Source organism: Mesorhizobium sp. 1M-11, from assembly GCF_001303895.1.
GTDB lineage: Bacteria > Pseudomonadota > Alphaproteobacteria > Rhizobiales > Rhizobiaceae > Mesorhizobium.
Map to the genome: position 1 here is coordinate 26,172 of NZ_LJSD01000038.1, position 23,368 is coordinate 49,539.

Annotated in this window: 24 protein-coding genes; 13 read left to right on the top strand and 11 right to left on the bottom strand. The window is 62.2% G+C overall.

Annotation, left to right across the window (positions count from 1 at the left end; genetic code table 11):
- Positions 1-10 precede the first annotated feature (10 nt).
- The 4 genes from AO692_RS17130 to AO692_RS17145 all read left to right on the top strand — a co-directional run bounded on the left by AO692_RS17130 (position 11) and on the right by AO692_RS17145 (position 5,081).
- The gene (locus AO692_RS17130) at positions 11-1,051 is read left to right on the top strand and encodes an NrtA/SsuA/CpmA family ABC transporter substrate-binding protein (protein ID WP_054311266.1); all 1,041 of its coding nucleotides are present in this window, start codon (positions 11-13) and stop codon (positions 1,049-1,051) included.
- A gap of 2 nt (positions 1,052-1,053) precedes the next feature.
- Positions 1,054-2,409 (top strand): LLM class flavin-dependent oxidoreductase, encoded by a 1,356-nt coding sequence (locus AO692_RS17135; protein WP_054311267.1) that lies wholly within the window; start codon positions 1,054-1,056, stop codon positions 2,407-2,409.
- 75 nt (positions 2,410-2,484) lie between these two features.
- Positions 2,485-2,946: an OsmC family protein gene (locus AO692_RS17140; RefSeq protein WP_054311268.1), complete on the top strand. Its 462-nt coding sequence runs from the start codon at positions 2,485-2,487 to the stop codon at positions 2,944-2,946.
- A 317-nt stretch (positions 2,947-3,263) separates the two neighbouring features.
- Positions 3,264-5,081: a DEAD/DEAH box helicase gene (locus AO692_RS17145; RefSeq protein WP_054311335.1), complete on the top strand. Its 1,818-nt coding sequence runs from the start codon at positions 3,264-3,266 to the stop codon at positions 5,079-5,081.
- Between the two features lie 316 nt (positions 5,082-5,397).
- On the opposite strand, the gene AO692_RS17150 is transcribed toward AO692_RS17145, so the two are convergent.
- On the bottom strand, positions 5,398-5,940 hold the full coding sequence (locus AO692_RS17150) for a phosphatase PAP2 family protein (RefSeq protein WP_054311269.1): 543 nt from the start codon (positions 5,938-5,940) through the stop codon (positions 5,398-5,400).
- A 43-nt stretch (positions 5,941-5,983) separates the two neighbouring features.
- On the opposite strand from AO692_RS17150, the gene AO692_RS17155 reads away from it, so the two are divergent.
- Positions 5,984-6,460: a DUF2127 domain-containing protein gene (locus tag AO692_RS17155; protein WP_054311270.1), complete on the top strand. Its 477-nt coding sequence runs from the start codon at positions 5,984-5,986 to the stop codon at positions 6,458-6,460.
- A 703-nt stretch (positions 6,461-7,163) separates the two neighbouring features.
- On the opposite strand, the gene AO692_RS17160 is transcribed toward AO692_RS17155, so the two are convergent.
- From AO692_RS17160 to AO692_RS17170, 3 genes are all read right to left on the bottom strand, one after another.
- A complete protein-coding gene (locus AO692_RS17160; protein WP_054311271.1) occupies positions 7,164-7,991 on the bottom strand; it encodes an alpha/beta hydrolase in 828 nt (275 codons plus the stop codon).
- A gap of 134 nt (positions 7,992-8,125) precedes the next feature.
- A complete protein-coding gene (locus tag AO692_RS17165) occupies positions 8,126-8,794 on the bottom strand; it encodes an NAD(P)H-binding protein (RefSeq protein WP_054311272.1) in 669 nt (222 codons plus the stop codon).
- A gap of 149 nt (positions 8,795-8,943) precedes the next feature.
- Complete coding sequence (locus AO692_RS17170) at positions 8,944-9,642, bottom strand: type 1 glutamine amidotransferase domain-containing protein (protein ID WP_054311273.1); 699 nt, start codon at positions 9,640-9,642, stop codon at positions 8,944-8,946.
- 128 nt (positions 9,643-9,770) lie between these two features.
- Here AO692_RS17170 and AO692_RS17175 point away from each other — a divergent pair, with 128 nt between their 5' ends.
- On the top strand, positions 9,771-10,703 hold the full coding sequence (locus AO692_RS17175; protein ID WP_054311274.1) for a LysR substrate-binding domain-containing protein: 933 nt from the start codon (positions 9,771-9,773) through the stop codon (positions 10,701-10,703).
- 72 nt (positions 10,704-10,775) lie between these two features.
- On the opposite strand, the gene AO692_RS17180 is transcribed toward AO692_RS17175, so the two are convergent.
- Positions 10,776-11,675 carry a LysR family transcriptional regulator gene (locus tag AO692_RS17180; RefSeq protein ID WP_054311275.1) on the bottom strand — a complete coding sequence of 300 codons (900 nt, stop codon included), beginning with the start codon at positions 11,673-11,675 and terminating at the stop codon, positions 10,776-10,778.
- A gap of 27 nt (positions 11,676-11,702) precedes the next feature.
- Between AO692_RS17180 and AO692_RS17185 the strand changes: the two genes are divergently transcribed.
- The gene (locus AO692_RS17185; RefSeq protein ID WP_244483389.1) at positions 11,703-12,542 is read left to right on the top strand and encodes an alpha/beta hydrolase; all 840 of its coding nucleotides are present in this window, start codon (positions 11,703-11,705) and stop codon (positions 12,540-12,542) included.
- 30 nt (positions 12,543-12,572) lie between these two features.
- On the opposite strand, the gene AO692_RS33885 is transcribed toward AO692_RS17185, so the two are convergent.
- From AO692_RS33885 to AO692_RS17195, 3 genes are all read right to left on the bottom strand, one after another.
- Positions 12,573-12,704 (bottom strand): hypothetical protein, encoded by a 132-nt coding sequence (locus AO692_RS33885; protein ID WP_280138637.1) that lies wholly within the window; start codon positions 12,702-12,704, stop codon positions 12,573-12,575.
- Between the two features lie 196 nt (positions 12,705-12,900).
- Positions 12,901-13,404, bottom strand: a complete 504-nt coding sequence (locus AO692_RS17190) for an SRPBCC family protein (RefSeq protein ID WP_054311276.1) — start codon at positions 13,402-13,404, stop codon at positions 12,901-12,903.
- Complete coding sequence (locus AO692_RS17195) at positions 13,388-13,744, bottom strand: helix-turn-helix domain-containing protein (RefSeq protein WP_054311337.1); 357 nt, start codon at positions 13,742-13,744, stop codon at positions 13,388-13,390. Before AO692_RS17195 ends, AO692_RS17190 begins: the two co-directional genes overlap by 17 nt.
- A gap of 199 nt (positions 13,745-13,943) precedes the next feature.
- Here AO692_RS17195 and AO692_RS17200 point away from each other — a divergent pair, with 199 nt between their 5' ends.
- Complete coding sequence (locus AO692_RS17200) at positions 13,944-14,696, top strand: HXXEE domain-containing protein (RefSeq protein WP_054311277.1); 753 nt, start codon at positions 13,944-13,946, stop codon at positions 14,694-14,696.
- Positions 14,697-14,788: 92 nt separating this feature from the next.
- On the opposite strand, the gene AO692_RS17205 is transcribed toward AO692_RS17200, so the two are convergent.
- Positions 14,789-17,125, bottom strand: a complete 2,337-nt coding sequence (locus AO692_RS17205) for a membrane-bound PQQ-dependent dehydrogenase, glucose/quinate/shikimate family (RefSeq protein ID WP_054311278.1) — start codon at positions 17,123-17,125, stop codon at positions 14,789-14,791.
- A 335-nt stretch (positions 17,126-17,460) separates the two neighbouring features.
- On the opposite strand from AO692_RS17205, the gene AO692_RS17210 reads away from it, so the two are divergent.
- From AO692_RS17210 to AO692_RS17225, 4 genes are all read left to right on the top strand, one after another.
- A complete protein-coding gene (locus AO692_RS17210) occupies positions 17,461-18,225 on the top strand; it encodes a substrate-binding domain-containing protein (protein WP_054311279.1) in 765 nt (254 codons plus the stop codon).
- A 135-nt stretch (positions 18,226-18,360) separates the two neighbouring features.
- The gene (locus tag AO692_RS17215) at positions 18,361-19,410 is read left to right on the top strand and encodes an ABC transporter substrate-binding protein (RefSeq protein ID WP_054311280.1); all 1,050 of its coding nucleotides are present in this window, start codon (positions 18,361-18,363) and stop codon (positions 19,408-19,410) included.
- 9 nt (positions 19,411-19,419) lie between these two features.
- The gene (locus AO692_RS17220; RefSeq protein ID WP_054311338.1) at positions 19,420-20,448 is read left to right on the top strand and encodes an iron ABC transporter permease; all 1,029 of its coding nucleotides are present in this window, start codon (positions 19,420-19,422) and stop codon (positions 20,446-20,448) included.
- A 10-nt stretch (positions 20,449-20,458) separates the two neighbouring features.
- Positions 20,459-21,238: an ABC transporter ATP-binding protein gene (locus tag AO692_RS17225; protein WP_054311281.1), complete on the top strand. Its 780-nt coding sequence runs from the start codon at positions 20,459-20,461 to the stop codon at positions 21,236-21,238.
- A gap of 111 nt (positions 21,239-21,349) precedes the next feature.
- Here the strand turns inward: AO692_RS17225 and AO692_RS17230 are convergent, their stop codons facing one another.
- A complete protein-coding gene (locus tag AO692_RS17230) occupies positions 21,350-21,937 on the bottom strand; it encodes a TetR/AcrR family transcriptional regulator (protein ID WP_161808077.1) in 588 nt (195 codons plus the stop codon).
- Between the two features lie 223 nt (positions 21,938-22,160).
- Between AO692_RS17230 and AO692_RS17235 the strand changes: the two genes are divergently transcribed.
- The gene (locus AO692_RS17235; protein ID WP_054311283.1) at positions 22,161-22,691 is read left to right on the top strand and encodes a hypothetical protein; all 531 of its coding nucleotides are present in this window, start codon (positions 22,161-22,163) and stop codon (positions 22,689-22,691) included.
- Positions 22,692-22,755: 64 nt separating this feature from the next.
- Here AO692_RS17235 and AO692_RS33160 read toward each other — a convergent pair whose 3' ends face one another.
- Positions 22,756-23,265: a hypothetical protein gene (locus tag AO692_RS33160; RefSeq protein WP_161808078.1), complete on the bottom strand. Its 510-nt coding sequence runs from the start codon at positions 23,263-23,265 to the stop codon at positions 22,756-22,758.
- Positions 23,266-23,368 lie beyond the last annotated feature (103 nt).

Consider the following 23,368-nt stretch of genomic DNA (forward strand, 5'->3'; position numbering starts at 1 on the left):
GGAGCGTCTCATGCTCACTCTCAATCGTCGCAGCTTCATCGCCGCCGGGGCATCGTCGCTGGCCATGTCCGGACTGAGCATCCCGGCGCTCGCACAGGACAAGCCGGAAGTCACCATCGCCATCATCGGCGACGGCCGCACCGGGCCGTGGGCGGCAGCCCGGGCGGATATCACCGGCTACGACTTCGAAAAGGCGATCGGCGCCAGGCCGCGCTGGCAGCCCGGCTTCACCGCATCGTTGCCCGTGATGGAAGCGATCCGCTCGGGCGATGTCGATTTCACCTTCGCAACCTCGACAGCGGTCGTGAACGCAGTGGACGTCGGCATTCCGATCGTTCCGATCGCCGCCTTTCCCTTGCCCGTCAACACGGTCGACGGCGTCGTGCGCAAGGAGAGCGGCATCCGGCAAGCCGCCGACCTGCGCGGCAGGAAAGTCGCCTACCAGCGTGGCACGACCGGTCACTTCAGCCTGCTGAAATATCTCGAGGCTGCCGGGGTCGATTTCAGCGAGGTCCAGGGCGTCAGCCTCACCGGCGCCGACGGGTTCACCGCCTTGTCGCAGGGCGAAGTCGACGCCTGGTTTCACTGGCAACCGGCGGCGACGATCGGGCTCGCACGGCTGGCCGACCAGGTGAACAGGCTAGACGATGTGCCGACCTATGACTACGCATTCTACGTCGCGCGGGAGGGCTTCCATCAGGAGCATCCGGAAATCGCGGTCAGGCTCGCGGTCGCTGTCCGCGAAGTCCAGCGACGCATCAACGCCGACCCCGCCGGGACGGTCGCCATCTGGGCCGCGAATGGGGGCTTCGAGGCCGGGAGCATCGAGGCGAAGGCTTTCGAGCAGCTTCTGACCGAGAAGCGCGTGTCGGAATCGACGGCGGTGGACCTTCGTCCGGCCGACAGGCAGGCTGCCGATGCCACCCAGGTGCTGGCGACGAGTTTCTACAAGCATGGAGTGCTTCCGCGCGAGGTCAACCTGCCGGGCTTCATCCTGGACCCGCGCTTCGATCCCGTCCGCGAGGCGGTCGCCGGGGCACTGGCCGCCTGATCATGACCAGCTTCAATCGAAACGGGCAGCTCCACCTTGGAGCCTTCGTCATCGCGGGACCCGGACGTCCGGGTGGCTGGCGCTATCCCCAGTCCGAGGACGGCTGGCTGGACATCGACTATTACCGGCGCATTGCCCAGGTTCTGGAGCGGGGCCGGTTCGACCTGGCGTTCTTCGCCGACATTCTGGCGGTGCCCAACCGCTATGGGAATTCGCATGACAGCCAGCTGCGGTATGGGGCGCTCGGCGCGCTGAGGCTCGAGCCCCTGCAGGTGCTCGCCGCGATGGCCGGGGCGACCCGGCATCTGGGGCTCGCCGCGACAAAGTCGACTTCCTACTACGAGCCCTTCGACATTGCCCGAGGCATCGCCACGCTCGATCATCTGAGCGGCGGGCGGGCCGCCTGGAACATCGTGACGTCATTCCAGGACGCCGAGGCACGCAATTTCTCGCGGGAAGAGCATATCCCGCGCGAGAAGCGATATGATCGCGCCGACGAGTTCCTGGAAGTGACGCACAAGCTCTGGGACAGCTGGCAGGACGATGCGCTGGTGGCCGATCGCGCCGAGCCGCTTTTCGCCGCGCCCGACAAGGTTCGTCCAATCCTCCACCAGGGCGAATGGTTCAAGGTCGACGGGCCGCTGAACATTCCGCGTCCGCCGCAGGGTTATCCGGTCCTGATCCAGGCCGGCGCATCCGACCGAGGCCGGGATTTTGCCGCGCGCTGGTCGGACCTGATCTTCGTGACCCATTACTCGCTGGAAAGCGCGGTGGCCTTCTCCCGGGAAATGAAAGAGCGTGCCGCGCGGTTCGGACGCAATCCCAAGGACCTCAAGATACTGCCGGGCATTACCCCGCTTGTCGGTGAGACCAATGCCATCGTCGCGGAAAAGCGGCGGGTGCTCGCGGACCTGATCGAGCCCGTGTCCGGCCTCACCACTCTGTCCTATCATCTGGATGTCGATCTTTCCGTCTATCCGCTCGACGAGCCTCTCCCGCATCTGAAGGTCCCCGGCGTGACCGGCCACTATGACGAGATGCGCGAAGCCTCCGACAAGGGCGGGCTGCCGCTTGCCGAGGTCGGCCGCATGTATGCCAACCGCTACGAAGGCGACTTCATCGGAACGCCCGACGCGATCGCCGACAGGATGCAGGAGTGGTTCGAGGCCGGCGCCTGCGACGGTTTCATGGTCGCGGCGCATTGGCAGCCGGGCGCCTTCGATGAGTTCGTGCGGCTGGTGGTCCCGGAACTGCAGCGCCGAAACCTCTTCCGCAAGGAATACTCCGGCAGCACGCTGCGCGATCACCTGAACCTCGCTCGCCCCGCTGCCGGAGACTGGCAGCGTCTGCATCACTAGAGCGTTTCCGTTTTTCACGGAAACGCGGAAACGCGCCCTAACTCTTTTGTCTTTGCTCTAGAACGAGGTAACGAAATGACGGAAACCGCGCTCGATCCCGATGTCGGCAGCCGTGTCGAAGGCAGGGCCGACGAAACCTATGGCCGCGTCGTGCTTTCCGCACGCTCCAACCACCTGATCTCGGACGGACGGGCTTCGCAGCGCGCGCCGGGCGAGGCCATCTCGGCGGGCGAGCTGCTGCTCGCATCCCTGGTGTCGTGCGGGCTCGGTCTGGTCCATGCCAGCGCGCGCGAACGCGAGGAGCCCGGGCCGAATGTGAAGCTGAAAGCCGAGTTCCTGCGCGATGGGGAGGACCCGACGCGCTTCGCCTCCTTGACGCTGACCTTCCAGTTCAAGGGTGCGGCGCGGGAAAAGGCAGAGCTTTACGTCGCTCACTTCACATCGAAATGCCCGATCTACAACACCCTCAAGCGAGGCGGCCCGATCGACGTGATCATCGAAGCTGCCGGTGGGAAAGCGAACCCAACGGCAAGCTAGCTGGCTTGCACTGGCAATCGCTTGGTGAAGGGAATTCCCACCAATCGCCTGGGGAACCCCCACCCCTAACCCCACCCCTCAAGGGGGAGGGGGATTCCGCGTCAGCGCTTTCCCCTACGGCTATCACGGACGCGGCGACAACATCGTTCCCTCCCCCTTGAGGGGAGGGGCTAGGGGTGGGGGTATGCGACAGGCACGATGTTGCAGGACCCGTAAGATCGTGAAGCGATCCAGCGGCAATTCCGCGCGCTGAAGAGCGGTCATTACAACTTGGCCGATGCCGTGGTATGCGCGGCTTCGACAGAGAGACCGCAATCATGACATCGACCGACCAGGCAGCATCCCTGCCCATCCACCCCGCCCTCGCTTCCGCGCTGGAAGCGAAAGGCTATCACCAGCTGACGCCTGTCCAGGTGGAGATGGCCAACGCCGACGTCGAGGCCGACCTCCTGGTTTCGGCGCAGACCGGCTCGGGCAAGACGGTCGCCTTCGGCATCGCCATCGCCCCGACCCTGCTTGGGCGCGCCGAACGGTTCCCGGCAGCCGGCCGGCCGCTCGGGCTCGTCATCGCACCGACACGCGAACTCGCGATCCAGGTGCAGCGGGAGCTCGACTGGCTCTACGCGGCCGCCGGCGTCAGGATCGCGACCTGCGTCGGCGGCATGGACATGCGCAGGGAGCGCCGCGCGCTGGAGAGCGGCGCCCATCTCGTCGTCGGTACGCCGGGACGCCTGCGCGATCACATCACCAAGGGGGCGCTCGATCTCGGCGCGCTCCGCGCCGTGGTGCTGGATGAAGCCGACGAGATGCTCGACCTCGGTTTCCGCGAAGACCTCGAATTCATCCTTGGTGCTGCGCCTGAGGATCGGCGGACCCTGCTGTTCTCGGCCACGGTGCCGCGCGGCATCGCGGAACTGGCCAGGAACTTCCAGAACGACGCGGTGCGCATCGCCGCGACCGCTGCCACCGAGCAGCATGCCGACATCGAGTACCAGATGATGCTGGTGCGGCGCGACGAACGTGAACATGCCGTCATCAACACGCTGCTGGATTCCGACAGCGCCAGCGCGCTGGTGTTCTGCCACACGCGCGAGGCGGTGCGGCACCTGACCGCGCGGCTGGCCAACCGCGGCTTCTCGGTCGTCTCGCTGTCGGGCGAGATGGCGCAGTCGGAGCGGTCGAACGCGCTGCAGTCGATGCGCGACGGCCGCGCGCATGTCTGCGTGGCGACCGACGTTGCCGCGCGCGGCATCGACCTGCCGAACCTCGACCTCGTCATCCATGCCGACGTGCCGAGCAATCCCGCGACGCTGCTCCACCGCTCGGGCCGGACCGGCCGTGCGGGCCGCAAAGGCGTGTGCGTGCTCATCGTGCCCGAGAACAGGCGCGGTGCCGCCCAGCGCGTGCTGGCGCTGGCCAAGCTGTCGGCCGTCATGCGTGCCGCCCCGGGCATTGCGGAGATCGAGACCCGCTATCGCGCCCAGATCCTCGACGCGGTGCTGTCGTCCGCCGAGCCCGACGAGGCGGAAGCCGCCTTCGTGGCGGAACTGCTTGCCAAGGCAAGCCCGGAGCGCATCGCCACCGCCTTCCTGCGCCAGCAGCTTTCCGCCCGGCCCGTGCCCGAGGACCTCTCGCCGTTGCCCGTCCAGGACATGCAGGCGAGGAAATCCAAACGCGACAGGGGGATCGAAGAGAAACGCGACGGCGAGCCGCGCCGTCCGGACATGGAGGGCGGCGTCTGGTTCACGCTGTCGCTCGGGCGCAAGCAGCGCGCCGACCCGAAATGGCTGCTGCCGATGATCTGCCGGGCCGGTGGCGTCTCCAAGCGCGACGTCGGCTCGATCCGGATCGAGGACACGCAAACCCGCTTCGAGATATCCGCCGACAAGGCGGCGGGTTTCATCGAGCAGATCAGGCAGCCCGGCAGCACCGAGCGCGGCATCGTCATCGCGCCTGCCGGCGAGGGTGGCGCGGCATCGTCGTGGCGGGCCAAGCCGAAGTTCGGCAAGGGAAAGCCGGATTTTGCGAAGGGCGACAAGTTCGGCAAAGGCGGCAAACCGGGAAAGAAGCCTCACCGCGGCCAGGGCGCGCCTGGAGACCGCAAACCCAAGGGCAAACCGAAACGGCAGGGGTGAGCCGGGGGCGGGCTTTTCGAAGCTCGCCCTGAGGCCTTGGCTTCCAGTTGCCTATGATCGCCAGCGCGGAATGGCCGCTTTGCGCCGTCACGGCAGCGCGAGGACCCGCGGGCTCGGCTGAGCCGAGCGGTAAAGCCTGCCGGGAACGATGGTGTGAAAATTGCCCGTAAGCTGCAAACCGGCCAGAGGCAAGCAAGAATAATAGCGCTGGACCCGAAGAGGCCCCTTTCGCATTTGCCGGTACAACTTCAATTCGCAAATCTCAGTGGTTTCGATTGTGGTCCGGTCGCATTCCGGCCGCGGCATTCACGCCTGGCTAGAGGATACCCGTCACCATCCGGTCGAGCCGTGTGTCCTCCCGGTAGAGCCCGCGCACGGCAAGGGCTGCCACTGCGGCCGTGGCGACGCCGCCGAGGATGTCCGTCGCATAATGCGTGCCGACATAGACGCGCGAAATGCAAACCGCCACCGCTGCGATCAGCAGCGCGGCGGCACGGCCGCGCAGGCCCTGTAGGAGAAACGCAAGGGCGATTGCGAAGGTGGCCGTGGCGTGGTCTGATGGAAACGACCAGTCCGCGCTGCGTTCCATGATCAGGTGGCTGACGCCGGCATCATAGGGCCGGATCCGGTGCACGAAGAGCAGGATGATCTGGTTCAGCCCGAGGCCGATCAGGAAGGACAGCCCGGCGGCCACGCAGGCATGGCGCACATGCGGGCGCTCGCTGCGGCTCCACCATTGCACGGCGACAGCCAGGATCAGCAGCGGCACGCCGTAATGGGTGAAGGCAAGCATGATCTGGTCCAGCACGGCATGGCTGCCTGCTGGCGCATTGATCCAGCGCGTGATCTGTTCGTCCATGGATTTATCTACCGGCTCTGTCTGGTTGAAGAAGAGGTCGAGGGTGGAAGAGCGGCGAATACACCAGATCTTTCAACTCAGTGTCCTCGCCAAAGGCGCCCATGCCTTGCTCGAATGCGCAGGCGGCATAGCCCTTTGGCTCATCGGTACCGATACCATCACTGATCTGGTCAAGGTGCTCACGCAAGAGGAACTGCTCGAAGACCCGAACGATTATTTAGCCAGCCATCTGCTGGCCTGGGCACAGGGCTTTTCGGTGGAAACGCGGCATTTTTATGCCTTCTACCTGGTGAGCCACGGTGTGGTGAAACTGTTCCTCGTGGCCGGACTTCTGCGCAACAGGCTGTGGGCCTATCCGGCATCCCTCGTCGTGCTGGGGCTTTTCATCGCCTATCAGCTCTACCGTTTTTCCTACACACATGGCTGGGGCCTGATCGTGCTCACGGTGTTCGACGTCATCGTCATGTGGCTGATCTGGCACGAATATCGGCTGGTTCGGAAACATCGGCAGGCCGGCTGATCGCGCGCTCATGTCCGCCTCGCCAGCTTTTCGTCATCGGCAGCGGTATCTTCATACCGCAAGCTCATGAAGAGGACGATCGCAACGATGGCGGCCAGAAAGATCGTGCTGGTGATGACGGTGCCGAGGCCAAGGCCGCCTAATCGGGCAAAATAGACGCCCGGAGTTTACGCCTCTGCGCCCAACAACTCTGAGGCGTCTGATTGTTCGGGGCGCCGCTCTGCATCGCGCAAAAGGATCCAGAACTTGGTGTCGAGATAGATGGCGGGGCGCGAGTCTAGCGATTGCCCCAGAGCAATCACGGATCGCTCGATGCGTTGCTCAATTGAAATCTCAGGGCTCAATCGATGTGGGCAAAGGTTTTCACGCGAACACTTCCAGAGGGACGATCGATTGCTTACACGTGTTCAGCCTACTCCCTTTCCCAGTCATCCAGAACCTCAGCGAATGCTGACAGGTCACGGAGAACACCTGTGGCGGCCGTCGCCAACACTAGCTTGCAGCCAGGTCCAACATAGAGTTTCCGACCACCGCCGCGGCGATCGTCGTGATTGTAAAGGAGTGTCGGGAGAAGATGCCGCGCCTGTCGGATTGCCGTCGAGCTTGCCTGCCGATCGTGGTCTCACTCGCGGGCTCTTCCTCAGGTTCGCCGGCTGCGGCTTCAAGCGCAGAGACCCGGAAGGCCTCTGCGCTTGTCTGTTGGTCAGGCCTTGATGAATTCGAGGACGTCAGCGTTGAAGCGGTGGGCCTCGGTTTGGGCGAGACCGTGCGAGCCGCCCTCATAGACCTTGTATGTGGAGCCCGCGACGAGTTTTGCTGCCTTGTCGCCAGAAGCAGCGATCGGCACAATCTGGTCGTCATCACCGTGGATGATCAGCGTCGGCCGGTCGATCTTCTTCAGGTCTTCGGTGTAGTCGACCTCGGAGAATTCGTGGATGGAGTCGTATTGGCCCTTGATGCCGCCGGCCAGGCCCTGAAGCCGGAAGCTTTCGCGGAACCCCTCGTTCACCTCCACGCCGTCACGGTTGAAGCCGTAGAAGGGGATCGTCAGATCGTAGTAGAATTGCGAGCGATTGGACGCAACGCCCGCCCGGATGCCGTCGAAAGCCTCGATCGGCGTGCCTTCCGGATTGTCCGCGGTCTTCAGCATCAGCGGCGGCACTGCCCCCACCAGCACGACCTTTGCAACCCGATCCGAACCATGGCGGCCGATGTAGTGAGCCACCTCGCCGCCGCCGGTCGAATGGCCGATCAACACGGCATTTCTCAGGTCGAGCGCATCGAGAACCTCGGCCAGATCGTCGGCATACTGGTCCATGTTGTTGCCATCCCAAGGCTGGTCGGAGCGCCCGTGTCCACGACGGTCATGAGCGATGACGCGAAACCCCTTCTGGCCGAAATACAACATCTGGGCATCCCAGGCGTCCGAAGACAGCGGCCAGCCGTGAGCGAATACGATGGGCTGGCCGTCGCGCGCGCCCCAGTCCTTGTAGAAGATTTTCGTTCCGTCTTTCGTGGTTACAGTGCTCATGATGAGGTCTCCTTTCATGGATAGTTCTGCAGATGCAGTTCCGGTTAGCGGGTTGGTGAGAAACAGGGTCGCAAACGCAGCGCCGAGGGCCAGCGTGTCGCGGCGGGTGAGATCGAGACTGGACGGGGTCATGCTCATGCTTGCCCGTGCGATCGGGTCAGGGCATCGACCGCATTTGCGATCGGGATGTTTCCTCCCGTAACTTCCAGTATCGAGCGACGAATTTCCGGGCGATCCATCAGTGCGATCAGCGTGTCGGCGACATCGTCGCGTCGGATTTCCCGGTGGATCTTGGCAAGTCCCAGATCAACCGTTCCGACGCCGTGCTCATTGGTCAGGGCAGACGGCCGCAAGATGACCCAGTCGAGATCGGTGAGAACGATCCGGGTTTCAGCGTTCTTCTTCTCGACCATATAATGCTCGAAATCGTCGTCCATCCGGCGTTCGCGCCAAGCTTCCGGAAAGACGGAGACGAGGTAGAAGCGGTTCACGCCGGCGATCTTCATCGCCTGCGCGACCTTCCCCGGTCCCTCGCCATCGACGGCGGTCGTGGCCTCAGGACCATCCCGGCCACCGGCGCCTGCCGTAAAGACGACCGCGTCATGTCCCCGGATGATATCTGCGAGGGCCTCGACCCTGTCTCTGGCGACATCGCCAACCACCGCATCGATGCCCTGAGCGGAGAACGTCTCCGCCTGCTCGCTGCGGCGGACCAGGGCTGTTGCCCGATGACCTGCGGCGACCAGCCGGGAGGCAACCCTGTGACCGACGCCACCACTTGCGCCTATGATGAGAACTTTCATGACTTGCTCCTCTGATAACCCTTTCGGGAGGGCGCACCTGCGCCTGACGACAGAAGATCGGGCGCCTGAAGGACTGGCGTCGATTGACTGTCGAGGATCAGGGGCGATGCTTGCCGCGCCACCCCCGGACACTTTCCGGTCGGGACCGCTCAGGAAGCCCGGTTCCGCGTCTGGCTCAAGGCGATCACAAGAGCTTCCGCCGCTTCGGCTGAGGAATGGGGACTCTGACCGGTGATGAGCTGGCCATCGACCACGGTGTGCACACCCCAGTCCTTGACCTTGGAGAAGACCGCTCCAAGACTGATGAGCTCGTCCTCGACCAGGAACGGCACGACGTCGGTAAGACCGACAGCCGCTTCCTCGCCATTGGTGAACCCGGTGACGTAGCGACCCTGGACGAACGGCGTGCCATCGGGATTGGTCACCCGACGCAGAGCGCCCGGTGCATGACAGACCAGAGCAAGCGGCTTGCCGGCTGCGACAAAGGATTCGATCAGGCTGATCGAGTTCGGATCTTCGGCCAGGTCCCACAGCGGTCCGTGTCCACCGGGGTAGAAGGCTGCGTCAAAATCTTTCTGGTCGACGCTATCCAGGCGCAGGGTTTCAGCAAGCTGAGCGTTGGCAGCCTCATCGGCCTTGAAGCGCCGTGTCAGGTCGGTCTGGAAATTCGGCTCGTCGCTTTTCGGGTCGAGCGGAGGCTGGCCACCCTTTGGCGAGGCGAGCGTGATTTCGATCCCGGCATCCTTGAGGACGTAGTAGGGGGCTGCAAGCTCTTCCAGCCAGAAACCGGTCTTCTTGCCGGTGTCACCGAGCTTGTCGTGAGAAGTCAATACCATGAGAACTTTCATCGTCGTATCCTTTAGGGACCGATTTCGATCAGCCGCATCGGCCTTTCGATGAAGAGAACATGGCACTGGCCGAGATATTTAAGAAATTTACTTGTTTGATTTTAGATATTCACGCAAAGCATATTTCGATGAAATACGATCTCAACCTGCTGCCGGTCTTCGTGGCTCTCATGGAGGAAAGGAGCGTCACACGCGCCGCCAGCCGGCTCGGAATAACGCAGCCGGCGCTTTCCAACTCGCTCAATCGCCTTCGCGAGATGCTCCGCGATCCATTGTTCATCCGCGAAAGGTACGGCATCAAACCGACGCAGCTTGCCGAAGAGATCGCTCCAACGATTGAGGCCGCGCTGGCCCAGCTTGACGAGGTCGTTGTCCACCAGCAGGATTTTGAACCGGCGGACGCGGAGCGCCAGTTTCTGATCGCGCCGAACAGCTACGTGGAACTGGTCCTGATGCCAGCGCTGGTTGCGAGGCTGCGGGAACAGGCCCCTGGCATCAAACTTCGAATGACGCCATTCGGCAACGATCTCGCCGAGACCGGCGTGATTTCAGGGACAACCGCGATGGTGCTGGGGAGGGTCGTCGACCCCCCGGACAATCTCGTTGTTCAGCATCTGATGGACGAGGGCCTTGCCTGCGTCGTGCGGCGAGACCATCCAGACGTCGGCGAAAATCTTTCCCGGGACCAGTTTGAGAGATTGAAGCACGTGAATGTGCTTCCGCCTGGCCGAATCCGCGCCGGTCTGTTCCAGGCGTTGAGAAAGCAAAACCTCAATCGAGAGGTTGCCGTCTCCGTAACGCACTTTCTGGCGGTTCCCGAGATGATTGCCGTCACCGACTACTGCGCGACATTGCCAATACTGATCTGCCGGGCTCTAGAGCGCGATCCACGCCTGAAGGTGCTGCCCTCTCCAGTCGATCTCGGAACCTTCCCGGTCGAACTGGCCTGGCATGTGCGATATCGTCATGATCCAGCGCACAAGTGGCTCCGGGCGGTCATCACCGATATAGCGCGATCGCTTTCGGGATCACCTCAACAGATAGGCCTGCCGGCGCCATGAGGATGCGCCGCTGCACTGCTCCTTCTGAAATAAACGCAAAAAAGCTGCAAAAAGTCGTTTTGGTTTGAAGCATTACCGCTGGCGGCGATACCGCAAGAGCTTTGCCAAAGCCGAAAGTGCCGCCGATTTTTGGTGCCGGCTCGGATAGTAAAGATGATAGCCTGACCATACCGGGCAAAACCTCTCCAGGCAGGTCGACAGTCGTCCAGAGATCAGATGCTCGGCGACGTGGGGTTCGAAGGTATACGCCAGACCTAGTCCAGCCAATGCAGCCTCGATCATGACCGGCGCGTCATTGAAGACGGCCGCCCCCACGACCGGGACTTCGATATTTCGTTCATCCTGGCGGAACATCCAGCGGAAAAGATCGCCGTGGCTGGCGGTGCGGTAGTTAAGGCAATCGTGCGCGCCAAGATCGTCAGGCCGATCAGGATGGCCGCGCCGAGCATAGTATGAAGGAGCCGCGACTATCGCCGCCCTGATGTCGGGACCGACCGGAACGGCGACCATGTCCTTTTCAAGATGGGTGCCGAAGCGGATGCCGGCATCATACCCTCCCTTGACGATGTCAGTGAACCGGTCGCTGACGTGAAGGTCCATTGTTACGCCGGGATAGCGCGCCAGGAAATCAGGTAGCGCCGGTACGAGGATCGCGCGAGCTGGATACTCCATTACCGTCAGCCGCAATGTCCCTGATGGCTGGTCACGCTCCCGGCGGATCTCCGACAACCCACACTCGATCTGATGCAGAGCAGGCGTGACCTGTTGGAGAAGGCGTTCTCCTGCCTCAGTCGGGCGGACGCTGCGTGTCGACCGCGCAAGCAGCGGAACCCCGAGCCGCGCCTCCAGGGCGCTGACAGCCTGACTGAGACCAGACTGCGCTCGCCCCATCCGCGCCGCAGCTCGAGTGAAACTGCCCGCCTCGACGATGGCTTGGAAGATGAGCAGGTCGGCAATATCGCGGCGGTCCATTTATCACCCATAGTGATAGAGCTAATCATGCAAATCACACTAGCAGATAGCAGGGCACGGCCCCAGATTGCCGTTGAACTCAACTCCAGCCGGAGACGTGAAATGAAACAGATCCGAACCCTTCTGGCATCGCTCGGCATCGCGCTCACCACCCCGATGATCCTTCCCGATGCGGCGGTTGCGAAGGCCGACAACATCGTCCTTGTCCACGGCATGAACATGGACGGTGGGTCCTGGCGCGCGGTCTATGCACGACTAACCAGCGACGGCTACAACGTCACGGTTGTTCAGCTTCCGATGACCTCGATCGAAGACGATATTGCCGCGGCGCGGCGCGCCATCGATGTACAGGATGGCTCCGTTGTGCTTGTCGGCCATTCCTATGGCGGGATGGTGATCAGTCAGGCCGGTACACACCCCGACGTCAAGGCGCTGGTATACGTGGCTGCGTTCCAACCAGAGATAGGCGAAAGCCTGGCTTCTCTCAACGCGTCGATTCCGGCCGAAATGCCACAGGACGCGCTTCGTGTGTTCGACGACGGCTACTATGTGGTCAAACCCGAAGTGTGGATCACGGATGTCGCGAATGGGCTGCCCGAAGATGACGCACGATACACGGCGGTGTTTCAGACGCCTGCGAATACGTCCATCTTTGGGTACACGGCGGAGGCTGCCGCATGGCATATAGCGCCGACATGGGCGGCCATTGCGACCGGGGATCGTACCATCTCGCCGGAGCTTCAGCGGCAGATGTCCAAACGCTCTGGGGCCAAGGTGATCGAGATCGACGGTGGACATCTGCTACAGATGTCACACCCTGAAGAAGTCGCCGCCCTTATCGAAGAGGCTGCCGTCGCGGTCAAATAAGATTGATCCCGGGTGAAAACCGGTGGCCATTTAAGGCAGCAGCGATACGCGAACTGTCTCGAGCAGCAGGAATGCGGTGACGACCAGCAAGCCGGCGGCTGTCGGCCAGGACCATGAATAGAGGGGTGAGGTGCCCTTGATGGTGAAGGTGAGGACGGGCAAGGCCGCCATCGTCACCATGATGCGGAATGAATTGTGTTCTGCCGGTTCAGCCTATCTCGAAACGAGGTGGCATGGATGAAAGAATGGATTGGATCGGCAAGGCCTTCGGTGGGTCTCTTTCGAGGGCACGGCGCACAGGCGGCGGCACGACCAGCCGGCCTTCGCACCGCCTTCCAGGCGCGTTTCCCGACCCGCGTTATTCACCTATGCCGGAAAGCAATTCGTCGAGCTGATCCAGCTGCTCCGGCAATCCGGCCGCGGAGCCCTGCAGTGCTTCCTCAAGCGCCTCTTTAGATGGATAGAGCTCGTGGAAAGTTAGTAGCGTGCTGCCGCCCTGGTCCTCGAAGGTCACGGTCGTGATCGCGCCCTCTTCGCCTTCGTCGTTGGTCCAGACGATGCGCTCGTTCGGCACCACCTCGAGATATTTGCCGTAGAAGGCCATGGTCTCCGAACCGCCGGTGCCGAATTCCAGCCGATATTTTCCGCCGGTACGGACATCCATATCGCACGATACGAGCGAAACGCCGGATACCGATTTCGGCATCCACCAGCGCTGGAACAGCTCGGGCCGGCTCCACGCCGTGTAAACCGTGCTCGGCGGCGCATCGAATGTCCGCGTTACGACGAGTTCGCGATCGCCTCTGCGCTCGACTGATGTGCGGTTCTGCGCGCCACCTGCACTGCTAGCTTGCCGATCCATCGTTTTCCTCCTGTTTCATTTCGCTGATGATTTCGTCCAATGCTTCGAAGCGGGCCTCGAAGAGCTTGCGGTGCGCCTCGATCCACTCCGCCTCCGCCTTGAGGCCGCGTTTCCCAAGCTTGCAGGTTCTTACCCGTCCGACCTTCTGCGTGACGACGAGCCCCGCCCGCTCCAGAACCTGGACGTGCTTCTTCATGCCGGTCAGCGTCATCTGGAACCTGTCCGCGAGACTGGTGATCGACGCGTCCGCCCGGCCAAGCTGATCGATTATCCCGCGGCGGGTCGCATCGGACAGCGCTGCAAACGAGCGATCGAGGGGGGAGTCTAAATACTGAACCATATAGTTCAGTGTATGGTCTGCTCGCGACAAGCGCAAGCGTCCCGATAGGGGCCTCGCGCAGACAGTGACGTTCAACTCAGCGAGAGCCTCTGCCCCACAATACGCATTCAGAACGGCTGGGCGGCAGGCTGTGTCGCTGCTCGAAGAATTCATGATAGCGATGACTGCCTGTGGATTCTGTTGTTCCCGGGAGGGCGCCATGCATCACTGGCACTGGTTCGACATCGCATTTCCCTGGATTGGTGGCGTCGGCGCAATCGTCCTGGTGGTCCTGCTTTTTGCAACGGACCGTCTCCGCAGCGATCCAGGCCGCTCGCGATGGCATGACCGGGTGTGGTTGTCCTGGCTCGGGATGGCGGCCTATCTGCTTCACAACGTCGAAGAGTACGGCATCGATGGGCTCGGGAGGTTCCATGCATTTCCGGGTATGATCTGCGCGCAGCTCGGTTTGCCGCCTTATCCGAACTGCCCGATCCCGCCGGTATTTTTCCTTGCGGTCAATGTAACTGCGTTCTGGGTCGCAGCTCCCATTGCAGCCCTGCTGAGCGGACGACACCCGCTCGTCGGGCTTTCCGTCTACGGCATCATAATGATCAACGCCCTGACACATATGGTGGCCGCGCTTGGCGGCAACTTCGGTGGAGGATTTTTCACTTCACTGCTGTTCGCGGCCTTGGCCGTGTGGATCATCCGCGCCTGCTTCGGTCCAGGCCGGATGAGCTACGGCGCGCTCGCGCTTCTTGTGGCTGGCGGGATCCTTGCTCACATCGTTCTGGCGGCCCCGTTGTTGCTGTTCCTCAATTCCGGCTTGAGCATAGCCGTGGTTGTCTTGCTGCAACTGGCGAACCCCTTCCTGCTGATGCTCATCCTGTGGTTCGGTGAGCGGTGGCGTGACGGGGCACTGATCTCGAACTGGCGAAACCAACTGACCTCAGGAGCGGCGCGGACCTGACCGCGAACTCCTGCTCTTCCTGCCGCCCCGTTGCTCGCTATTCCGCCGGCTCCTGGCGTCACAGATCACAACCACCGATTTCTGTTTTGCGCTCAGTTCGAGGCCTTTAGCGTGAAAGCCATGACATAGTCGCCTTTGTCCGGTGAATAAGGCGCGCCACCGACAGAGATCAGCACATATTGCTTGCCTGTCGTGGGCGAGACATAGGTCATCGGGGTGGCGCTCGATCCGACCGGAAGCGGGTATTTCCACAGTTCCGTGCCATCAGCGGCGTCATAGGCCCGCAGATAATAATCCTGCGTGCCAGCGAAGAATACCAGGCCGCCCGCGGTGGCGCTCGTGCCGGCATAGGTCGGTAGCCCCATCGGCATCCGCATGCCGGACTTGATACCAAACGGCCCCAGTTGCTCGGCGGTTCCCGCCGGCACCTGCCAGGCGATGGTGCGGGTGTTCATATCGATCGCCGTGACCGTTCCAAACGGCGGCGTCACGCAGGGTATGCCCAGCGACGAAACCCACAGTTCCGTCGCCATGCCATAGGGCGTGCCATTTTGTGGCGACGGGCCGTGGCCGCTGCCATCGGCATGGGCCTTTTTGGCGAAGTCGGGATAATTTTCGCGCGGCACCAGGGCAAAGATACTGGGCGCGCGGATGTCGTTCATGAAGACGCGATTGTTATGCACGTCGACCGAAACGCTGCCCCAGTTCAAGCCGCCGACATTGCCGGGCTGCTCGATGGTGTATTTCAGGCTGATCGGCGTGAAATCGCCGTCATAGTGCAGTTGCTGGAAGGCAATGCGGCAAGCAAGCTGATCGAACATCGTCACGCCCCACATGGTCTTCTCCGTCAGGCGGGCGCCCCCGATCGTCGGCATGCCAACCGAATAGGGCTGCGTCTTCGACAGACGCGGCAGCTCCTCGGGGACAGCCCCCTCCGTCGTCACCGGCTTTTCGGCGACCTCCGCCAGCGGTTTGCCTGTCGCTCGATCAAGCAGGAACAATTGCCCGCGCTTGGTCGTCTGCAGCACGGCCTTGGCCGTGCCGCCCTTCATATCCGGCACGTCGATGAGCGCGGGCTGCGACGGCAGGTCGTAGTCCCATATGTCATGATGCACAGTCTGGAATTTCCAGCGTTCCCGGCCGGTCTCGACATCGAGCGCCACGAGCGTCGCGTTGTATTCGTCGGCGAAAGCTGGGCGTAACGCGCCATAGTAGTCCGGCGTCGTATTCCCGAGCGGAGCATAGACGAGGCCCAGTTCGTCATCGAAGGCCGCGGTCGTCCACAGATTGGGCGTGCCGCGGGTATAGGTCGAACCTTCCGGCGGCAGGCCGGTGATCGCCGGATTTGCGAGGTCCCAGGCCCAGTCGAGCTCTCCGGTAACTGCGTTGAAGGCGCGGATCACGCCCGAAGGCTCGCCGACCTCCTGGTTGTCGACGACCCAGCCGCCCACCACCACCTTGTCGCGGGCGACGAGCGGCGCCGATGTCTGGAAATAGAAACCCTTCTTGACCTCACCCATGCCCTGGGACAGCTGCACTGTCCCGCCTTCGCCAAAACCGGGACAGTAGGCGCCTGTCTTGGCATCAATCGCGATCAGGCGCGCATCGATGGTGGTCATGATCAGACGCTGATTGCATGGCTGATCGGTGATCTGCTCGGCTTTCGGAAGTTCGAAATAGCCGATGCCCCGGCAGCGCTGCCAGAACGGAGCCGTGGCCTTCGGGTCGAACTTCCAACGCTCCGTCCCGGTGTCCGCATCCACGGCCGCCACGACGTTCGCCGTCGTGCAGGTGTAGACCGTATCGCCGATCTGCAGGGGCGTGTTTTGGTCGAAGCCCGTGGTGCCGCGGCCGGTGCGATAGGTCCAGGCGAGGTCCAGCCTGGTCACATTGTCACGGTTGATCTGATCGAAGGGAGAATAGCGCAACCCCTTGGTCGTACGCCCGTAAGACGTCCAGTCGACGGGCGCATTGTCGCCTTTCGCGGCTTCATAAGCTGGAACGGCAGCGGATGGGTGGATGATGCCATGCGGCTGGAAGGCGAGCGCGAAGCCGACGGCAAACAGCACGGCGGCGAAGGCCGCGCCACCATAATACAGTGGCCGTTGCGCCTGCCGCGCCACCGACGGCGTGAAGAGCAATGCAAAGCCCGCCAGCGCCAGCGGTGACATCAGGCGGGCGAACAGTCCCCAGAAATCGAATCCGGTTTCCCAGATTGCCCACGGAACCGACAGCAAAGCGACGAGTACCGTCAACCATGCGCCCGCCATCTTACCCCGCCAAAGCAGCAGCGCGCCGATGAACCATGCGACTCCGATGATCAGATAATATGGGGAACCACCTAGTGCGATCAGCCAGCCCCCAGCGACTGCAACGGCAATGCCGATCAGGGCGAGTACGACAAGGTAAAGGTGTGAAAGTATCCGCATCCCAGTCTCTTTCTGTGGAGCATGATGCTCCGGAACATGCTTAGCCGGTGACCACGCACTTGTGGCAAGCATCATAGACAGCAGACGATCCTGCAAGGCGTGCTGCAAAGATGGCCTGCCGGGTTCGCTGAAGGCCGCAGCGCGTGAAACTCCGACGAAGATTGCCTGTTTCATCGATCTGGCACGATGCACTGATCCCGGTGCGCCATTCGCATAGGCAATCGTTGTATCAGATGTGATATTACGAATTTGAACGTGGAATGACACGACAGGCATTGTGCCGCGTCATTCCGAGACGATAGATGCCATTTTGGCGACGGAAGAGAGGTTGAGAATTGGCTGCAGCGAAGAAAGTCGTGATGATGGTCTATGCCGCCGGCAGCCTGCGCCATGTGCTGCCGTCTCTGCTGGGCGCTTTTGAGGCTTCGACCGGCGTGATGGCCGAGACGCGGCTCGGCCCCGCCGGGCTGCTGCGCGAGCGCATCGAAGCCGGTGAGCGTCCGGATATTTTCCTGTCGGCAAGTTTCACCCATCCGGCGCGGCTTGCGGAGCGAAAGCTGGCGCGGCCGGCGATCGTCTTCGCCCGCAACACGATGGCTGCCGCCGTACGCCGCGACGCCGGCATTGCGACGGATAATTTCGTCGACCGGCTGCTCGACCCGGCCATCGGCATCGCCACCTCGACGCCCCAGAAAGACCCGTCCGGGGACTATGCATGGGCGATCTTCCGGCGGATTGACGAGAAGAGACCCGGCAGTTTCGCGCTGCTCGACTCCAAGGCGCAGAAATTGGTCGGCGGTTCCGAAACTTCGAACGCGCCTGGCCGCTACGATCCGATCGCGGCCGCGATGACGGCGGGGCAAGCACATGTCTTCCTCGGCTACCGCACCGGATTGACCGGACTGGTGGCTGAACTCGAAGACACCGAGATCGTCGAGATTCCGCCCGAGGTGAATGTCGTGCCTGAGTATGGGCTGGCCACGTTGCAGGGCTGCTCGGAGGCGGGGCTGGCCTTCGCGCTGTTTGTCCTCTCAGCCGCCGGTCAAGGGATATTGCGCGACTTCGGTTTCCAGCCGGTGGCGCTGCCGCAGAAAAAGTGAGGCGGGGCGGAGAAGCTGCCGATCTGTCCCGAAAGCAAGGGGAGATCGGCTGGATCTGCCTTGCCGCCTCGCACTCAACGCTATATGCAATAAAACATATCGTTCCCGGTTCCGGGCATCTTGAGAGGCTTCCACATGAACCTGCGTCGCGGCCCGTTGCTGGCCCTTGCCGTTGCTTTGTCGCTGCTGATGCTCAGCCCGGCCGATGCCAGAACGGTCACCGATCAGCTCAACCGCACGGTCACCGTTCCCGATAAGGTCGAGCGCATCGTCGTCCTTCAGCATCAGACGCTCGACATCCTGGTCGAGCTCGGTGCCGCGGACAAAATCGTCGGCGTGCTGCGCACCTGGCAGAAGCTCATCCCCGGCCTCGACAAATACGCGCCTCGGATTGCAAGCCTGCCGACGCCGGGCGATCTGCAGGCCGCCAATGTCGAGGAGGTGCTCAAGCTGAAGCCGGATGTGGTCTTCGTTACCAACTACGCGCCGCCGGCGATGATCGATCAGCTCGCGAAGGCCGGCCTGCCGGTCGTGGCGATCTCGCTGTCAAAAGGCGAGGGTGTCGAGGCTCCGAAACTCAACCCGACCTTCGTCGATGACGATGTCGCCTATGCGGAAGGGCTGAAGATCGGCGTGCGCCTGATCGGCGACATCGTCGGCAAGGGCGACCGGGCTGAACAACTCATCGACTACGCCTTTGCCCAGCGCAAGAAGGTGGAGGATCGTGTCGCCTCTATTCCGGATGGAGAGCGGGTGAAGCTCTATATGGCCAATCCCGACATGAGCACTTACGGCTCCGGCAAATATACCGGCGTCATCATGAAGCGCTCGGGCGGCATCAATGTCGCCGCCGGCGTGCGCGGCGCCACCAAAGTGTCAATGGAGGATGTGCTGGCCTGGAACCCCCAGGTGATCTTCGTGCAGGACCGCTACGCGCCGGTTGCCGACGAGATCAGGAAGGGGGCTGCCTGGCAGCATGTCGACGCGGTTGAGAACGAACGCATCCACATCACGCCCGAATATGTAAAACCTTGGGGCTACCCGCTGCCCGAGGCGCTGGCTCTCGGCGAATTGTGGATGGCGAAGAAGCTCTATCCCGAGCGCTTTGCCGACATCGACATGCAGGAGCAGGCTGACGCCTACTACACCCTGTTCTACGGCCAGAAGTACACCGGGCCGAACTGAGCCGTGACGTTGCCGGCGCCAGTTCATCAAAAACCGACGCGCAGCCTCGCGGCGGTCTTTCTCATTCTTCTGCCCGTCGCGATCTTCCTTTTGTCCTTTCTGCTTGGCCGTTATCCGGTCGAACCACTAACGGTCATAAAGGTGATCGCGGCGCAGCTTCTGCCTGTCTCGCCGGATTGGCCGCCAGTCGTAACCTCGGTGGTGCTCGATGTCCGGCTGCCGCGCGTCCTGGCGGCGATGGTGGTCGGCGGCGGCCTGGCGATCGCCGGCGCCTGCTATCAGGGCGTGTTCCGCAACCCTCTGGTCTCGCCTTTTACGCTCGGCGTCTCGGCCGGCGCCGGCTTCGGCGCGGCGGCGGCGATCCTGTTGTTCGGCGAGCGTTACGCCACGCAGGCCTGCGCATTTGCCTTCGGCCTGCTGGCGGTCGCCATCTGCTTCGCCATGAACCGCTTCTTCCGACTGAACTCGACCATCGCTCTGGTGCTGGGCGGCGTCATCGTCGGCTCGCTTTTCACCGCGCTGCTTTCCCTGCTCAAATATGTCGCCGATCCGAACTCAAAGCTGCCGGTCATCGAGTTCTGGCTGCTTGGCTCGCTTTCCTCGGTCTCGACCGCTGACCTCGTGCCCGTCCTCACCGTCACCATTCCAAGCGTGCTCGGGCTGCTCGCTTTGCGCTGGCGGCTCAATCTTCTGGCGATGGGCGACGAGCAGGCAAGCATCATGGGCGTCGAGGTGGCGCGGCTCAGGCTGGCGATAATCCTTCTTTCGACGTTGATTGCCGCTTCCGCCGTTTCGATCAGCGGCATCATCGGCTGGGTTGGCCTGGTCGTCCCGCATCTCGCCCGCATTCTCGTCGGGCCGGATTTCCGCCGGCTCCTGCCGGCAGCGCTGTCGCTTGGGGCTTGCTACCTTTTGATCATCGACGACGTCGCTCGCACGGTGACCGCGGCTGAAGTGCCGCTCGGCATTTTGACCGCACTGATCGGCGCGCCGGTCTTCATGCTGTTGCTCGGCCGCGGCAGGCTCGGCTGGGCATGACGGGTTCGCCATGATCCTGTCCGCCGACAAGCTCGGTTTTTCCTATCCGGACCGGCCGGAGCGGATCTTTTCCGATCTCAGCCTGAATATCGCGGCGGGCGAAGTTGTCTGCGTGCTCGGTCCGAACGGCGTCGGCAAATCGACGCTGCTGCGCTGCCTGGCCGGGCTCTCGCAGCCGAACGCCGGCAAGGTCGAACTCGACGGGCGGTCAATGGCATCGCTGTCGCGTCCGGAAATCGCCCGGCAGCTGGCGCTTGTGCCGCAGAGCCATGAAACTGTCTTTGCTTTCTGCGTGCGCACCGTGGTCGAAATGGGAAGAGCGCCGCATCTGGGCCTCTTCGATGTGCCAGGAAAAGAGGTGACGGAACTTGCGCTGGCAGCCTTGAGTACGCTTGGGATCGGCCATCTGGCGGAAGCAGCCTACACCGAAATCAGCGGCGGCGAACGCCAACTCGTCCAGATCGCCCGCGTCCTGGTCCAGGCACCAAAGCTGATGATCCTTGACGAGCCGACTGCGCATCTCGACTTCGCCAATCAGGCGCGCTTCCTGGCGCTTATCCGCCGCCTGGTCGAGACCGGCCTCGCGGTAATCTTCACCACCCACGCGCCCGACCATGCCTACACGCTCGCCGACCGCACTTTGGTGCTCTCACGCGATCATCCGCCTGCGGTCGGGCCGACATCCAAAATCCTGACGGAAGAGACCTTGTCGCAGACCTATGGCGTGCCGATCCGGGTGATCCGATCTGGCAACCACATCACCTGTGTTGCCGAAATCGACAGGGAGTGACCTACGCGTGGCGTTCAGCTTCTGCCTTGAAGCGCCTGGTTTGAAAGTCTGCCCAGGGGCCGCCAGAGGCCGAACGTCCGCACCCGGTCCCGGAGTAGACGCTTGTTGTCATCAGCGCATGATCGGGCCGGCAGATCTCAGGCACACTTGTATAAGATTGCAGACCAGGCGCTCTTCTTCGTCAGCCTGTTGCGCCCGGCTTAAGGGCCGTACCAAGGTTTCCACAATAGCCCCCACAATGCACATGGAAGTGACCTTGGCGTCCTGGACGACGAATTCGTCTGCTTTGATGCCCTCATTGATCACATCCTCGATGATCGCCCGGTAGGGTTCACGGAACCTCATCCGATCCGCATCGATTTCCTCGTTGACGGATTCGACCAGCAATGCCCATGCGAGCTTGCGACCTGCGAGCGCCCGTCGGGCAAATGTCTCCACCATTTGGGTCAGGCGTTCGCGAGGTGTGCCCTTCGTGTCGGCAACTTCGCGAAACACTTCGATCTCATGCCGGGCGGCTCGCTGATACACTTCCGAGAACAGAGCCGTCTTCGAAGGGAAATGAGTGTAGACGCTGCCCGTGGAAACGCCCGCCGCCTTTGCGACGTCGGGAATGGCCGTACCTCCATAACCGGCTTCTGCCACAAGCCGGTGAGCCGCCGTCAGGATCTGCTCGCGTGCAGCATCGATGCGACCTTGCATCTTGGGTGTCCGGCGATAGGCCATTAAGGATTGAACTCCAGTTCATTCTTTCTTATGGTGCTTCCCACGATAGGCTGATCCCTTGTCTCTTCGCCTTGAGGAAGCCCCGGTGAGACATGAATTGCGAGCTGGAATCTTACATTGGCCGCGCAGGCTGCGCGAGGGGATTTCGATCGGATCGCCGAAGACCAGATCGCTGACTTCTGCTTTCGGGAGACAATCTATGAAGCGGATCTCTGCGGGCGCTCTCCTCGCTGGCTGGCTTGTTTCCGGGTTTCCGGCGCATGCACAGAGCCCCGAATCCACTGTGGCTTTCGAAATGCCGATCAACGTCGAAAGCTGGCGGCCGGACATCGTCGGTCAGAACGGCATGTACAGGTTTCGGCAGGTTTCAGGCGCTTGTCAGATCACCTTTGCCCAGAATCTCGGTGCGGATGCGGCAAGGGCAGCAGGTCGAACGCCGGGCGATACGATCGAGGCCTATGCGCGAAAACTGAAATCGCAGGTTGGCGACGTGGCAAGGAACAAATTGCCTGACTTGAAGCTGCGCGCCAGCACAGGAGACCCGGTGGCCTTCCTGTCGGAGGAGGCCAGCTATCGAGGGAAAGATGGCATCCATTACCGCAACCGCATCGCAACCCAATGGGTGGAGGCGGTGGAATTGCTGATCGTCGCAGCCTGCCCATCGGCCGAATGGAAACGTCAGGCAGCAGCCGTGGACGCATTCATCGCCAAAGTGACGATACATCGATGATGCATCGAAACTGAATTTTACTCTTTGAAAGAGCGATCGTTACTTCAAAAATTTGTCGTTTTATTCAAGGCCGTTTTGCTCGGAGGCAAGTACGATGACCGTTCGCCAAATCCATCAGCCCTCGCACCACAATGCCGTGGCGAAGTCCGGTTCTCCGCGCGCCGGCGCGCTGAATGTGGAGCGGTTCAATGACTTGATGGCAAGGCATATCGAGCAAACATCTTCGGAGGGCGGGCGCCGGCAATCGACGGCGATGCCCGGCGTGCGGCAAACGGGCGGCACGATGCTCCCGCTTCATCTTGCTCCAACCTTCCGGATTGCTCCGGGCTCTACCGTCGAGGAAATCGACATCACGGCGGACGTCGAGACCGACAAGGAAACACAGACCGACGAGATGATCGACGGTATCGAGGCCGGCAAGACCACCGCCGCGATCGCGGAGGAACTCGGTGTGACCGAGGAAGAGGTCATCGAGGAGCTCGAAGCGCAAGGCTACACCTTCAATCCGATCAATTACGGAACCGTCGTTGGCGTTGAGATCCTCGACCCCGATGGAGAGGTTGCCGCCGTACATCTCCACGATCAGGGGCAGACCGCCTCACAGGAACCCTGGGCCGTCACCTACATCTACTTCGTCGATGGTGACGGCAACCAGGTCAGCCGCACCACCTACAGCG